Here is a 13,899-nt window from a genome sequence, read left to right as displayed (position 1 = left end):
CGCAGGCCGCGGCGCAGCTCGGCCTGGCGCTCGCCCAGCTCGCGCAGCAGCAGCGCGCGCTGCGGGCTGACCAGCTCGGCCGCGCCGGTCGGCGTCGGCGCGCGCAGGTCGGCGGCGAAATCGGCAATGGTGAAATCGGTCTCGTGGCCCACGCCGCTGACCACCGGCAGCTCGCTGGCGGCGATCGCGCGCGCCAGCGCCTCGTCGTTGAAGGACCAGAGATCCTCGATCGAGCCGCCGCCGCGGCACACGATCAGCACGTCCACCTCGCGGCGCGCATTCGCCGCCTGCACCATCGCGGTCAGCTTCTCGGCCGCGCCGGCGCCCTGCACCGGCGCCGAGTAGACGATCACCGGCAGGTGCGGGGCGCGCCGGGCGAGCGTGCTCAGCACATCGCGCAAGGCGGCCGCCTGCAGCGAGGTGACGATGCCGATCGCGCGCGGGAAGGCCGGCAGCGCGCGCTTGCGCTCGGCCGCGAACAGGCCCTCGGCCTCGAGCTCGGCCTTCAGGCGCAGGAAGGCCTCGAACAGCTTGCCCTGCCCGGTGCGCCGCACCGCCTCGACGCTCAGTTGCACCTCGCCGCGCGGCTCGTACATGGTGACCAGCGCGCGCACCTCGATGCGGTCGCCCTCGCGCGGCGTGAACGGCGCGTGCTGGGCCCGGCCGCGGAACATCACGCAGCGCATCTGCGCGTCCTTGTCCTTGATCGAGAAGTACCAGTGGCCGCTCGCCGCGCGCGTGAAGTTCGACACTTCGCCCGATACCCAGCACAGCGGGAAGGCGCGCTCGAGCATCGAGCCGATCGCGCGGTTCAGCGCGGAGACGGGGATCACGCCGTCGCCGGCGTTCGCGCCGCCGGGGCCAGGCAGGTAGGGATCGGATTGCATTGCGTGAGGAGGATGAGGGAGCGGGCACACGATAGCGTCGCCACGCCTCCCCGGCAAGCCTCGCGGCCGGCATGGCGCGCGGCGAGACGAAGTGTCCACATCCGCTCCGGATCAGGGACAGAGACGCAACAAAGCTCTCAAAAACCCTTAAGAAATCCGTCAAGTCCTTGATTTTGCTTGTTTTATTTGTGACATATTGTGACAGGAGGCCGATCGGAAGGCCGCCGTGCGGGCCTTTGCGACGATCGCGGGGCCAGTTTTTCACAGACTTATCCACAGCCGCGTCGATCCGTCCACAGGGCTGGACGACTTGCCGCGCGCGGCGGCACCGCGCTAGAGTGCCGCCTTTCGGAACACGCCCGAGCCGCCTCGCCCCACCGGAGAACCCCGTTGACCGCTTCGTCCGCTCCCGCTTCGCCACGGTCCGCCACGTCGGCAGTTCGTCCGTCCGTCATGGCTCCGTGCTCGCGCCGCGCCGGCGCCACCGCCCGATGAGCCGCGGCGGCCTGGGCGCGCGCCTGGAGGCCACGCTGGCGCGCGAATGGCAACGACGCGGGGCGCTGGCCTGGGCCTTGACGCCGCTGGCCGCCGTGTTCGGCGGCATCGCCGCGCTGCGCCGCCTGGCCTTCGCGGCCGGCTGGAAGCCGATCGTCGACACCGGCCTGCCGGTGGTGGTGGTCGGCAACGTGACGGTGGGCGGCACCGGCAAGACGCCGACCGTGATCGCCCTGGTCGAGGCGCTGCGCGCCAACGGCTTCCACCCCGGCGTGGTGTCGCGCGGCTACGGCGCCGAGATCCGCGAACCGACCGAGGTCGCGCCCGATTCGCCGGCCTCGCGCGCCGGCGACGAACCGCTGCTGATCGCGCGCCGCACCCAGGCGCCGGTGGTGGTCTGCCCGGACCGGGTGGCGGCGATCCGCGCGCTGGCCGCCGCGCATCCCGAGCTCGACGTGGTGGTCAGCGACGACGGCCTGCAGCACTACCGGATGGTGCGCCGCGTCGAGCTGGTGGTGTTCGACCACCGGCTCGGCGGCAACGGCTTCCTGCTGCCGGCCGGCCCCTTGCGCGAGCCGCTGTCGCGTCGGCGCGACGCCACCCTGGTCAACGATCCCTACAGCCGCGCGCTGCCGCCCTGGCCGAACACCTACGCGCTGCGGCTCGCGCCCGGCGACGCCTGGCATCTCGACGAGCCCTCGCGACGCCGCCCGCTGGCCCAGTTCGCCGGCGAGCGGGTGCTGGCCGCGGCCGGCATCGGCGCGCCCGAGCGCTTCTTCGCGACCCTGCGCGCGGCGGGCCTGGCCCCCGCCACGCGGGCCCTGCCCGACCATTACGCCTACGCCGAGAACCCCTTCGCGCACGACGATGTCGACGTGATCCTGATCACCGAGAAGGATGCAGTAAAATTGGGCGCTTCCTGGCGCGATGCCCGACTCTGGGTCGTCCCTGTCGAGGCCGCGCTCGATCCCCGCCTTATCGCTCTCGTTGTGGAGAAACTCCGTGGACGCTCGCCTGCTTGAAATCATCGTGTGCCCGATCTGCAAGGGCCCGCTCCAGCATGACCGCGCCGCGCAGGAATTGATCTGTCATGCCGACAAGCTGGCCTATCCGATTCGCGACGGCATCCCCGTGATGCTGGTCGACGAAGCGCGACAGACCGTCGAGGGCACGCCCGTCGACCCTGCCGGCCCCGCCGCCACGCACTGAGGCGCCGGCCGAACACCGGCCAGCCGCCCCGCTCGCGCCCGCCCCCGTGGCGGGCGCGGCGCTTTCGAACCCGTTCGCTCCCGATCCCATCGATGACCACTCCGTCGCCCTTCATCGCCGTCGTGCCGGCCCGCCTCGCCTCCACGCGCCTGCCCAACAAGCCGCTCGCCGATATCGGCGGCAAGCCGATGGTGGTGCGCGTGGCCGAGCGCGCGCGCGAGGCCGGCGCGGCCCGCGTGCTGGTGGCTTCCGATGCGCCCAGCGTGCTCGAGGCCGCGCAGGCGGCCGGTTTCGAGGCCCTGCTCACGCGCGCCGACCATCCCTCGGGCACCGATCGCCTGGCGGAGGTGGCCACCACGCTGGCGCTGCCCGACGACACGATCGTGGTCAACGTGCAGGGCGACGAGCCCCTGATTGACCCGACACTCGTCCGCGACGTAGCGTCGCACCTTGCAACGCACCCGGATTGTGCAATCGCAACTGCCGCGCATCCGATCCATGATCCGGAGGAAGTGTTCAATCCGAACGTGGTGAAGGTCGCGCTCGACGCGAAAAGCGTCGCGCTGTATTTCTCGCGCGCGCCGATCCCCTGGTCGCGCGATGCCTGGCAGGCGCACTGGCCGGCCGTCGAAACCATGCCCGGGCCGGCCTTCCCGGCCTATCGGCACATCGGGCTGTATGCCTATCGCGCGCGTTTCCTGCGCAGCTACCCGAGCCTCGCGCAGGCGCCGATCGAGCAGGCCGAGCAACTCGAACAGCTGCGCGCGATGTGGCACGGCGAGCGGATCGCCGTACTCGTCACAAAATCAGCCCCGGCACCGGGCGTCGACACCCCCGCCGATCTGGCTCGCGTGCAGGCCCTTTTTCGGTCGACCGAAAAATAAGCCATGGCATAATCGGACGACTGTGCGAGCCCTCAGGCGCCGCCCACGTTGAGTCGCGCTCGCCCGCTCCCCCGCCGGCAGCCGCGCCGGCCCCGCTGCCGGCGCCGCCGTCAGACCGGCCGGAGCCTGTCGTTCGCAGCCGACCCGCGGGCCGCGCGCCGATGTGATCCCCTCGCGCCACACATTCACGAAACTTGGAGATATCACCATGCGTTTGATCCTGTTGGGCGCTCCCGGCGCCGGCAAGGGCACCCAGGCTACCTTCATCAAGGAAAAGTTCGGGATCCCGCAGATCTCGACGGGCGACATGCTGCGCGCGGCCGTGAAGGCCGGCACGCCGCTCGGCGTCGAGGCGAAGGGCTACATGACCGAGGGCAAGCTCGTGCCGGATTCTCTGATCATCGGGCTGGTCAAGGAGCGCCTGAAGGAAGCCGATTGCCAGAACGGCTATCTGTTCGACGGCTTCCCGCGCACCATCGCGCAGGCCGACGCCATGAAGGACGCCGGCGTGGCGATCGACTACGTGCTCGAGATCGACGTGCCCTTCTCCGAGATCATCGAACGCATCAGCGGCCGTCGCACGCATCCGGCCTCGGGCCGCACCTACCACGTCACCTTCAACCCGCCCAAGGTCGAGGGCCAGGACGACGTGACGGGCGAGCCGCTGATCCAGCGCGACGACGACAAGGAAGAAACCGTCAAGAAGCGCCTGGACGTATATGAGGCACAGACCAAGCCGCTGATCAGCTATTACGGCGACTGGGCCGAGCGCGGCGAGGAAAACGGCCTGCAGGCGCCGGCCTATCGCAAGATCTCGGGCCTGGGCAGCGTCGACGAGATTCGCCAGCGTGCCTTCGACGCGCTGAAGTAAGCACGCCGCGCCACGCGCGAGCGCCAAGGGCCGCCCCTCGCCGGGCGGCTTTTTTTCGTCCCGCGGCCGAGAAACGCACGATCGTTCGCTTCACGCCGCCGTCGCGCCGCCTTCCGTACAATCGACCGGGATCGCCAATAACAAACCAACAGGAGCAAGGATGGAACTGCGCGACAACGTGTTTCTGATCACCGGCGGCGCCTCGGGCCTGGGCGCGGGCACCGCGCGCATGCTGGCCGGCGCGGGCGCCCGGGTGGTGCTGGCCGACCTGAACCGCGAGGCCGGCGAGGCGCTGGCACGCGAGTTGGGCGGCCTGTTCACGGCCTGCGACGTGACGCGCGAGGACGACGCCAAGGCCGCCGTGGAAGCGGCCACCGGGCTCGGCACGCTGCGCGGCCTGATCAATTGCGCGGGCATCGCGCCGGCCGCGAAGACGGTCGGCAAGGACGGCCCGCACGCGCTGGAGCTGTTCGCCAAGGTGGTCTCGATCAACCTGGTCGGCACCTTCAACATGGTGCGCCTGGCGGCCGCGGCGATGTCGGCCAATGCGCCGGCCGCCTCGGGCGAGCGCGGCGTGATCATCAATACCGCCTCGGTGGCCGCCTTCGACGGCCAGATCGGCCAGGCCGCCTACGCCGCCTCGAAGGCCGGGGTGGCCGGCATGACGCTGCCGCTGGCGCGCGACCTGTCGCGCAACGCGATCCGCGTGATGACGATCGCGCCCGGCATCTTCGAGACGCCGATGCTGCTCGGCATGCCGCAGGAGGTGCAGGACGCGCTCGGCGCGATGGTGCCGTTCCCGCCGCGCCTGGGCAAGCCGGACGAATACGCGATGCTGGCGCGCCAGATCCTCGAGAACACCATGCTCAACGGCGAGGTGATCCGCCTGGACGGCGCGATCCGGATGCAGCCGAAGTAAGCACGCGGCCTGCCCGCCCGATGCGACGACGCCCGCGATTCCCGATGAGGGAATCGCGGGCGTCGTTCATGATGCCGGCCTTGGCCCCGCCCTGTCTCAGTCCTCGTCGCCGCGCCGCATGCGCTGGCGCAGCTCGCTCAGTTGCGCCTCGACGATGGTCGCGTCGACCGCCTCCGGACATTCGTCGAGATACATCTCGAGATCCTCCAGCGCGGGACGCAGGTAGTCGAGCCGTGCGTAGGCGAAACCGCGGTCGCGCACCTCGTCGAGCTGGCCCGGCAGCAGCACCACCAGCCGCTGCTGGACCGCCAGCAGGCGCTGCCAGCGCTCGGTCTGCAGGTAGATCGCCTTCAGGTTGTTGAGCATGCGCGCCAGCACCTCGCGGCTGGTGGCCGGCTGCAGCAGCGCGCGCAGCGTGCTGGCCATGGTCTGCTCGGGATGGGCGACGTAGGGCTCGAGCATCTCGACCAGGTCCGATTCGGACAGCGAACGGCCGGTGGTCGGATCGATCATCGCGTCGCCGTCGGGCAGGCTCGCGCGCAGCAGGAAATGGCCGGGGAACGACACGCCGCGCACCGACAGCCCGATTTGCCCGGCCAGCTCCAGGTAGATCACCGCCAGCGAGATCGGGATCCCGCGGCGGCGCTTGGCCACCATGTTCAGGTAGCTGTTGTCGGGGTCGTAATAATCGTTGTGGTTGCAGGCGAAGCCGAGCTCGCGGAAGAAGAAGTCGTTGAGCGCGTCGACCTTGTCGCGATCGCTCGTGCCGGTGCGCACGCGCCGGCGAAAGCGCAGCACCAGCGCGTCCAGCTCGGCCAGCACCGCCTGCATGTCGAGGTCCGGATAGGCATCCTGCGCGAGCGAGAGCGCGGCCTCGGTCAGCGGCAGGCTGTCGTCCTCGGCCACCAGGGTGCTGAAGAAATCGAGTACTCGGGTCATGGTGTTCGTCATTTGGCGCGGCGGCGGAAATACGCGTACTTGAAGCCCATCAGCCACAACATACCGAAATATAGTGCGGCGAACAGGATCAGGCTCGCGGCCGTCAGCGCGATGCGCGCCAGCGGCTCGGCGCGCAACCCGGTCCAGTCGAAGCTGATCGCGAACCAGTGCATCACGCCGGCCAGCACCAGCGAGGCGCCGAGCAGTTGCAGGAAGAAGCGCGGCCAGCCCGGCGAGGGCTGGTAGATGCCGCGCCGGCGCAGCCCGATGAACAGCAGCAGCGAATTGAGCGAGGCGCCCACGCCGATGCTCAGCGTCAGGCCCGCATGGCCGAGGATCGGCACGAACACGTAGTTCGACAACTGGGTGACGATCAGCACCACGATCGCGATCTTCACCGGCGTCTTGATGTCCTGCTTGGCGTAGAAGCCCGGCGCGAGGATCTTGATCAGGATGATGCCGACCAGGCCGATGCCGTAGGCGGCCAGCGCGCGCGCCACCATCTCCACCGTGTGCGCGTCGAACTTGCCGTAGTTGAACAACGTGGCGGTGAGCGGCTCGGCGAATACCAGCAGGCCCAGCGCGCTGGGCGCGGCGAGCAGGAAGGTCACGCGCAGGCCCCAGTCGAGCAGGGCCGAGTACTCGGTCGCATCGGCATCGACGTGCGCCTTCGACAGGCTCGGCAGCAGGATGGTGCCGAGCGCCACGCCGAGCAGCGCGGTCGGGAACTCCATCAGGCGGTCGGCGTAGTTGATCCAGGACACCGCGCCCTGCCCGAGCCGCGAGGCGATATTGGTGTTGATGATCAGCGAGAGCTGGGCCACCGAGACCGCGAAGGTGGCCGGCACCATCTTGGCCAGCACGCGCTTGACGCCAGGGTGGGCCAGCGCGCGCCAGGGGTTCAGGCCGATGCGCGGCACCATGTCGATGCGCTTCAGGCCCGGCCACTGCACCACGAACTGCAGCAGGCCGCCGACGATCACGGCCCAGGCCAGCGCGTAGACCGGCATCTTCAGGTGCGGCGCGACGAAGGCCGCCGCGCCGATGAAGGAAACGTTCAGCAGCACCGGCGCGAAGGCCGGCAGCGAGAAGTTCTTGTAGGTGTTGAGCACGCCCGAGGCCAGCGTGGTCAGCGAGATGAAGATGATGTACGGGAACATGATCCGCGTCATCGTCACCGCCAGCGGGAAGGCCTGGCCATCGGCGCGCAGCCCCGAGGCCACCGCATAGACCACCCAGGCCGCGCCGGCCACCCCGGCCAGCGACAGCAGCGCAAGCGCCCAGGCCAGCACGGTGGACATCGCGTCGACCAGCGCCTTGGTCGCGTCGTGCCCCTTCTGGTTCTTGAACTCGGCGAGGATCGGCACGAAGGCCTGCGAGAACGCGCCCTCGGCCGACAGCCGGCGCAGCAGGTTCGGGATGCGGAACGCGACGTAGAAGGCGTCGGTATATTGGCTGGCGCCGAACGCTCGCGCGATCAGCGTCTCACGGGCCAGACCGGTCACGCGCGACAAGAGCGTGAAGCCGCTGACCGTCAGCAGGGCTCGGAATAGATTCATGGGGCGCTTATTATACGGAAGGCCCGTTGGGTTCCGCCCCTCGCGGCGGAAAAAGCCGCCGCCGCGGCAGCGTGCCGGCGAGGCGACGCCATCGTTCGCCGAGCTTGTCTTTGCCTTGATTTTGTTGCTATAATCGCCCGTTTCTGAGTCTGCATTCGCGCTGCGGTGATCATCGAGCACGTTGCCGGCCTCGGTGAAACCTATGTTTTTTGGGCCCCGGGCAATCGCTCTCGAGGGTCGGATCGAAAAGCAGCGCTTGGCCGTCAGGCTCCAAGCTCTGGAAACAGGACAGGATAAGGAACCGTCATGGCTAACTCCGCACAAGCACGCAAGCGCGCCCGCCAGGCAGCGAAGGCTAACTCGCACAACTCGGCGCTGCGCTCGAAATTCCGCACCGCCATCAAGGCCGTTCGCAAGGCGATCGACGCCGGCGATCAAGCCAAGGCAGCCGAGCTGTACAAGGCCGCCACCAAGACGATCGACACGATCGCCGACAAGAAGATCGTTCACAAGAACAAGGCTGCTCGCCACAAGAGCCGCCTGTCGGCAGCGGTCAAGGGCCTGCAGGCCGCCGCGCAGTAAATCCGGTGCGCCCGCGAATTTCGCGGGCCCCTGTTTCCTGCCGATCACGAAAAACCCGCCTTGGCGGGTTTTTTGTCGTTTACGGTTTTCGCGCCAGCGGGCCGGTCATGCGTCATGCAGGAACCTGCGGCCGATGAGGCAAGCAGCCGGAAATCGAATCGGGGAATCAGGGGAAAAGAGCTGCCGCGCGGGGAGTGGACAGCGGGAGCAGCCCGCCGCCGGTGTTCAGGCCTTGTCGTGCTTGCCGAGGTGCAGTTCGCAAGCCTCGGTGACGACCAGCTCGTTGTCGCGCGCGAAGTTCATCACGAAATCGAAGGCCATCGGTTCGAGTTCGCGCAGGCGTGCGTCGACGATCACGCATTTGACGCCGCCGACGATGGTCGGGCGCACGTACAGCGAATACTTCATATAGGCATTGCGCCCGCTGGCGCCCGGTCCGAACTGGGCCATCACGCCGGCAAGCCGTTCCGACCAGTCGCTGGGGCGAAACGTCTTCCCTTCTTTCGTGATGCCTTGAATGAAGAATTCGGTCGGGGGTGTTTCTGCCATGAAGGGTCCCAGGGGATGGGCCGACGGCCGGACGCTGCCGCGGCGGAAACGGGGCTCGGCCGCGCATGCCGGCTGCGGAATGCCGTGCCGCCCACGCTGCCCGCCCGATGATCGCCGCGAACGCGCCGGCGCACGCCTCCACACGCTTGCGCGCGGGCGCCGCCCGTACCCGGCAGCGTGATCCGCCGGACTTCGGAAAACCGCGGAATTATACCGCAGCGCCGCATCCAGCGGCGCCACGAGCGAGCCTTCCCGTGCCGGTTTCCGCCCGGCTTCTCCTCCCGAGCCCGTTCCGCTTCCCGTCCTGCTTCCCGCCATGTTCCACCCGACCGGGCGCCCCTGCCGGGCGCGCGCCGGCGCCCGGGCAGCGCCTCGACCGAGCCCTGCACGGGCACATCCGGCCCCGCCGGCGCGGCTCGTCAAAGCCGGGAAAATCCTTTATGCTGGGCTGGATTACCACCTCCCGACGGCGGGCGCCGTCCGGCACGGCGTGCCGGCTGCCTCCCGCCGCGTTTCGTTTCATGACCGCCAAAACCATTCGTCACTACCTGCAGTTCAAGGATTTCTCGCTGGAAGACTACGAGTACGTGCTCGAACGCACGGGTATCCTGAAGCGCAAATTCAAGAACTACGAGACCTACCACCCGCTGCACGACCGCACGCTGGCGATGATCTTCGAGAAGAACTCGACGCGCACGCGGCTCTCGTTCGAGGCCGGCATCTTCCAGCTCGGCGGCCACGCGGTGTTCATGAGCACGCGTGATACCCAGCTCGGACGCGGCGAGCCGGTCGAGGATTCGGCGCAGGTGATCTCGCGGATGGTCGACATCATCATGATCCGCACCTTCGAGCAGGACATCATCCAGCGCTTCGCCGACAACTCGCGCGTGCCGGTGATCAACGGCCTGACCAACGAATACCATCCCTGCCAGGTGCTGGCCGACATCTTCACCTACTACGAGCACCGCGGCCCGATCCGCGGCAAGACCGTGGCCTGGGTGGGCGATGCGAACAACATGCTCTACACCTGGATCGAGGCGGCCAAGATCCTCGGCTTCAAGCTGCGCCTGTCCACGCCGCCCGGTTACGCGCTCGACATGAAGCTGGTCGACGCGGACAGCGCCTCGGCCTACGAGATCTGCGCCGATCCGAACGAGGCCTGCCGCGGCGCCGACCTGGTCACCACCGACGTGTGGACCAGCATGGGCTTCGAGGCCGAGAACGAAGTGCGCAAGCAGGCCTTCGCCGACTGGTGCGTGGACGAGGAGATGATGGGCTTCGCCAATCCCGACGCGCTGTTCATGCACTGCCTGCCCGCCCATCGCGGCGAAGAAGTGACGGCCGGCGTGATCGACGGCCCGCAGAGCGTGGTCTGGGACGAGGCAGAGAACCGCCTGCACGTGCAGAAGGCGCTGATGGAATTCCTGCTGCTCGGCAAGCTCAACCACTGAACCCGGCACGGCCGGCCCGGCAAGCGAAAAGCCCCGCGATGCGGGGCTTTTTCATGTGCCTTGCGGTGCGAATCGCCGGCGCGACCGGTGCCAGGCGCGCTCAGATCGCGACCGGCTCGGCTTCGAGCTCCACGCCGAAACGCGCGCGCACGTCGGCCTGGATCGCACGCGCCAGCGCCAGGATCTCGGCGCCGGTGGCGCCGCCGCGATTGACCAGCACCAGCGCCTGCCGATCATGCACGGCCGCCGCGCCGAGCGCGCGGCCCTTCCAGCCGCAGCGGTCGATCAGCCAGCCCGCCGCCAGCTTGACGCGCCCGTCCGGCTGCGGATACGAGACCAGCTCCGGTTCGCGCTGCTGGAGCGCCGCGAACTGCCCGGCCTCGATCACGGGATTCTTGAAGAAACTGCCGGCATTGCCGAGCACGGCCGGATCCGGCAGCTTGGCGCGCCGGATCGCCACCACCGCGTCAAACACGTCGCGCGGTGTCGCCTCGGCCGGCGCGATGCCGCGCGCGGCGAATTCGCGCGAGACATCGGCGTAGTTGCAGCGCGGCGTCCATCGCTTGGGCAGCCGGAACGTGACCGAGACGATCGCGAAGCGGTCCCGCGCGGCCTGCTTGAACACGCTGTCGCGATAGCCGAACGCGCAGGCCGCGGCATCGAATTCGGCGATCTCGCTGGTAGCCAGCTCGACCGCCTTCAGCGATGCGAAGCGTTCGCGCATCTCGATGCCGTAGGCGCCGATGTTCTGGATCGGCGCGGCGCCCACCGTGCCCGGGATCAGCGCGAGATTCTCGAGCCCCGGCATGCCGGCATCCAGGGTCCAGGCCACGAACTCATGCCAGTTCTCGCCGCCGCCGGCTTCCACGTACCAGGCCTCGTCGTCCTCGCGCAGCAGCGCGCGGCCGCGCACGCCGTTGATCAGCACCAGCGCGTCGACATCGCCCGTGAACACCACGTTGCTGCCACCGCCGAGCACCAGCACCGGCAGGCCGGCTGCGCGCGGGTCGCGCGCCGCGGCGGCGAAGCCGGCCGGCGTGTCGACGCGCGCCGCCCAGCGCGCGCGCACCGCGAAACCGAAGCTGTTGTGCTCGCGCAGCGGGTAATCGGGCAGCAGCGCCGGCGCGCCGGCAGCCTCCGAGGCGGGAGCGGACGAAGGCGGAGGAACTGCGGCGGAAGGGGAAGCGAAATCGGAATCTGACATCGGCGGCAGGGGGCGCGGCGTTCGCGGGTCGCACCGACGTGAGCGGCGGCCTTGGGCAAAACGCGGGGGCATCGGTAAAATGGCGGTCGGTCCGCAATTATAGCGAGTGGCCGCGCACGCATCGCGCGGCCCGCATGTCTTACAGGGAGAACAGCATGCCATCGTTCGACGTCGTTTCCGAAGCGAACATGATCGAAGTGAAGAATGCCGTCGAGCAGTCGAACAAGGAAATTTCGACGCGCTTCGACTTCAAGGGCTCCGACGCGCGCGTCGAGCACAAGGAACAGGAGCTGACCCTGTTCGCCGACGACGATTTCAAGCTCGGCCAGGTCAAGGACGTGCTGATCGGCAAGATGGCCAAGCGCAATGTCGACGTGCGTTTCCTCGACTACGGCAAGGTCGACAAGATCGGCGGCGACAAGCTCAAGCAGGTCGTCACGATCAAGAAGGGCGTGACGGGCGACCTGGCCAAGCGCGTGGTGCGCACCGTCAAGGACAGCAAGATCAAGGTGCAGGCCAGCATCCAGGGCGACGCGGTGCGCGTGTCGGGCACCAAGCGCGACGACCTGCAGAGCGTGATCGCGCTGCTGCGCAAGGAAGTCGCCGACACGCCGCTGGACTTCAACAACTTCCGCGACTGATCGAACCCGATCCGCCGGCAAGACCGACGGCGCGCGGCACGGGCATCGCCCGCTGCCGCGCGCCGTTTTTCATGGGCGCAGCCGTATCAGGCGCCGCTCGACGGCTCGGCTGGTTTCTTCTTGTCGCCGATCCGGCTTTCCTGGCCCTTCAGCAGCTTCGAGATATTGGCGCGATGACGCCAGATCAGCAGCAGGCTCATGGCCAGCACGGCCCAGGCGACCGGATTGTCGCGCGTGCCGAACAGCCAGACGTCGAAGATCGGCGCGAACACGGCCGCCACCAGCGCCGCGAACGAGGAATAGCGGAAGCAGAACGCGATCACCAGCCAGCTCAGCAGGGTGGCGATGCCGAGCGCCGGCGAGATCGCCAGCAGCACGCCGGCGGCCGTGGCCACGCCCTTGCCGCCCTGGAAGCGGAAGAAGATCGGGTAGAGGTGGCCAAGGAACACGGCGATCGCGGCCAATGCCACGCCGAGCTCGCCGCCGATCCCGAAGTGCCGCACCAGCCAGACCGCCAGCCAGCCCTTGAAGGCATCGCCGAGCAGGGTCAGGATCGCGGCCTTCTTGTTGCCGCTGCGCAGCACGTTGGTGGCGCCGGGGTTCTTCGAGCCGTAGGAACGCGGATCGGCGAGGCCCATCAAGGCGCTGACGACGACGGCGAACGACACCGAGCCGATCAGGTAGGCAACGATGGTAGCGATCAGAATCTGCATGGGGAGGTTCGATTGTTTCGACGAAGAAGTGAACGGGGCGCCGCCGCCGGGCCAGCCCGGCGCCGCGCGGCGCCCATTCTACCGAAGCGGGCCGGGCCCGGTTCCGGGTGAAACCCTCAATCGACGCTGGCGCACTGCACCGGTTTCGCGCCGAGTACGTCGGTCAGCACCGCCGGCGCGAGGCTCAGCAGGTAGCCGCGCTTGCCGCCGTTGATGAGGATCGAGGGCAGCGCGAGCACGCTCGACTCGACGTAGACGGGCATCGCTTTCCTGGTGCCGAACGGCGAGGTGCCGCCCACCAGGTAGCCCGAATGACGGTTCGCGACCTCGGGCTTGCAGGGCTCGACGCGCTTGGCGCCGATCTGCCGCGCCAGGTTCTTGGTGGAGACGGTGCGATCGCCGTGCATCAGGATCACCAGCGGCCTGGCCTGCTCGTCCTCCATCACCAGGGTCTTGACCACCGCGTGCTCGTCCACGCCGAGCTGGCGCGCCGATTCGCCGGTGCCGCCGTGCTCGACGTAGTCGTAGGTGTGCTCGCCGAAGGCCACGCCCTGGCGGCGCAGCCATTGCGTGGCGGGGGTTTCGGAGACATGTCGGGATTTGCTCATGGGCGCATTTTAATTGCGCGCGCCGCGAAGCACTATTGTCCGTTCGGCAGATTGCCCCGCCGCGGTGCGCGTGGCACGATCGACACCTTATTGAACATCTTCAGCAAGGCCCTGCGACCCGGCCTGTTTCCGGAGCCACGATGCCCGCTTCCCTGTCCGCTTCCCTGTCCGCTTCTCCGTCAGCTTCCCAGTCGTTCCCGTCCTCGCCGCCCACCGCGCCGCTCGACACCGAGGCGCTGCTCGCCGCCCTGCCCGCGCGCATCGCCGAGCTGCCGCGCCGCATCGCCGCGCGCACGCCCGAGCACCCGGCGCTGATCGAGGACGCGCGCCGGCTCAGCTATGCCGAGCTGGTGACGGCCATCGACGCGGGCGCTGCGCAACTGCGCGC

15 protein-coding genes and 1 pseudogene are annotated in these 13,899 nt (G+C 68.7%); 9 read left to right on the top strand and 7 right to left on the bottom strand.

Going from position 1 to position 13,899, the window contains the following annotated elements:
• The coding region (gene xseA / locus F3J18_RS30820; protein ID WP_166915897.1) for an exodeoxyribonuclease VII large subunit at nt 1–887 on the bottom strand (887 nt) is incomplete at its 3' end.
• Between the two features lie 491 nt (nt 888–1,378).
• Between xseA and lpxK the strand changes: the two genes are divergently transcribed.
• The 5 genes from lpxK to F3J18_RS30795 all read left to right on the top strand — a co-directional run bounded on the left by lpxK (nt 1,379) and on the right by F3J18_RS30795 (nt 5,265).
• Nucleotides 1,379–2,404, top strand: coding sequence for a tetraacyldisaccharide 4'-kinase (lpxK, locus tag F3J18_RS30815; protein WP_166915895.1), 1,026 nt, complete (start codon nt 1,379–1,381; stop codon nt 2,402–2,404).
• Nucleotides 2,385–2,591, top strand: coding sequence for a Trm112 family protein (locus tag F3J18_RS30810; RefSeq protein WP_013699177.1), 207 nt, complete (start codon nt 2,385–2,387; stop codon nt 2,589–2,591). Before lpxK ends, F3J18_RS30810 begins: the two co-directional genes overlap by 20 nt.
• A gap of 92 nt (nt 2,592–2,683) precedes the next feature.
• Entirely contained in the window at nt 2,684–3,475 is a 792-nt protein-coding gene (gene kdsB, locus F3J18_RS30805) for a 3-deoxy-manno-octulosonate cytidylyltransferase (RefSeq protein WP_047836085.1), read from the top strand.
• Nucleotides 3,476–3,683: 208 nt separating this feature from the next.
• Nucleotides 3,684–4,346, top strand: coding sequence for an adenylate kinase (adk, locus tag F3J18_RS30800; protein WP_025098205.1), 663 nt, complete (start codon nt 3,684–3,686; stop codon nt 4,344–4,346).
• A 160-nt stretch (nt 4,347–4,506) separates the two neighbouring features.
• Nucleotides 4,507–5,265, top strand: a complete 759-nt coding sequence (locus F3J18_RS30795) for an SDR family NAD(P)-dependent oxidoreductase (RefSeq protein ID WP_025098206.1) — start codon at nt 4,507–4,509, stop codon at nt 5,263–5,265.
• A gap of 96 nt (nt 5,266–5,361) precedes the next feature.
• On the opposite strand, the gene F3J18_RS30790 is transcribed toward F3J18_RS30795, so the two are convergent.
• Together F3J18_RS30790 and murJ are read right to left on the bottom strand one after the other, a co-directional pair.
• Nucleotides 5,362–6,204 carry a SirB1 family protein gene (locus F3J18_RS30790; protein ID WP_025098207.1) on the bottom strand — a complete coding sequence of 281 codons (843 nt, stop codon included), beginning with the start codon at nt 6,202–6,204 and terminating at the stop codon, nt 5,362–5,364.
• 8 nt (nt 6,205–6,212) lie between these two features.
• Nucleotides 6,213–7,763, bottom strand: a complete 1,551-nt coding sequence (murJ, locus tag F3J18_RS30785; RefSeq protein ID WP_025098208.1) for a murein biosynthesis integral membrane protein MurJ — start codon at nt 7,761–7,763, stop codon at nt 6,213–6,215.
• Nucleotides 7,764–8,069: 306 nt separating this feature from the next.
• Here murJ and rpsT point away from each other — a divergent pair, with 306 nt between their 5' ends.
• Nucleotides 8,070–8,345 carry a 30S ribosomal protein S20 gene (gene rpsT, locus F3J18_RS30780; protein WP_013699183.1) on the top strand — a complete coding sequence of 92 codons (276 nt, stop codon included), beginning with the start codon at nt 8,070–8,072 and terminating at the stop codon, nt 8,343–8,345.
• A 225-nt stretch (nt 8,346–8,570) separates the two neighbouring features.
• Here rpsT and F3J18_RS30775 read toward each other — a convergent pair whose 3' ends face one another.
• Nucleotides 8,571–8,894: a DUF3579 domain-containing protein gene (locus F3J18_RS30775; RefSeq protein ID WP_025098209.1), complete on the bottom strand. Its 324-nt coding sequence runs from the start codon at nt 8,892–8,894 to the stop codon at nt 8,571–8,573.
• Nucleotides 8,895–9,415: 521 nt separating this feature from the next.
• Here F3J18_RS30775 and argF point away from each other — a divergent pair.
• Nucleotides 9,416–10,345 carry an ornithine carbamoyltransferase gene (gene argF / locus F3J18_RS30770; RefSeq protein WP_025098210.1) on the top strand — a complete coding sequence of 310 codons (930 nt, stop codon included), beginning with the start codon at nt 9,416–9,418 and terminating at the stop codon, nt 10,343–10,345.
• A gap of 100 nt (nt 10,346–10,445) precedes the next feature.
• Here the strand turns inward: argF and murB are convergent, their stop codons facing one another.
• Nucleotides 10,446–11,549: a UDP-N-acetylmuramate dehydrogenase gene (murB, locus tag F3J18_RS30765; protein WP_240154698.1), complete on the bottom strand. Its 1,104-nt coding sequence runs from the start codon at nt 11,547–11,549 to the stop codon at nt 10,446–10,448.
• Between the two features lie 155 nt (nt 11,550–11,704).
• Here murB and F3J18_RS30760 point away from each other — a divergent pair, with 155 nt between their 5' ends.
• Nucleotides 11,705–12,190 carry a YajQ family cyclic di-GMP-binding protein gene (locus tag F3J18_RS30760; protein WP_025098212.1) on the top strand — a complete coding sequence of 162 codons (486 nt, stop codon included), beginning with the start codon at nt 11,705–11,707 and terminating at the stop codon, nt 12,188–12,190.
• An 86-nt stretch (nt 12,191–12,276) separates the two neighbouring features.
• Here F3J18_RS30760 and plsY read toward each other — a convergent pair whose 3' ends face one another.
• Both plsY and ybaK read right to left on the bottom strand, forming a co-directional pair.
• Nucleotides 12,277–12,903, bottom strand: coding sequence for a glycerol-3-phosphate 1-O-acyltransferase PlsY (plsY, locus tag F3J18_RS30755; protein ID WP_166915893.1), 627 nt, complete (start codon nt 12,901–12,903; stop codon nt 12,277–12,279).
• 116 nt (nt 12,904–13,019) lie between these two features.
• Nucleotides 13,020–13,511, bottom strand: coding sequence for a Cys-tRNA(Pro) deacylase (ybaK, locus tag F3J18_RS30750; protein WP_025098214.1), 492 nt, complete (start codon nt 13,509–13,511; stop codon nt 13,020–13,022).
• A 140-nt stretch (nt 13,512–13,651) separates the two neighbouring features.
• Between ybaK and F3J18_RS30745 the strand changes: the two are divergent.
• Nucleotides 13,652–13,899 (top strand): annotated as a pseudogene (locus F3J18_RS30745) (AMP-binding protein); the annotation flags it as partial.

The sequence above is a fragment of the Burkholderia sp. Ax-1720 genome, assembly GCF_011753035.1.
Lineage (GTDB): Bacteria > Pseudomonadota > Gammaproteobacteria > Burkholderiales > Burkholderiaceae > Burkholderia > Burkholderia gladioli.
The sequence above is the reverse complement of the archived record's forward strand: the minus strand, read 5'-3'. Positions and strand labels throughout refer to the sequence as shown.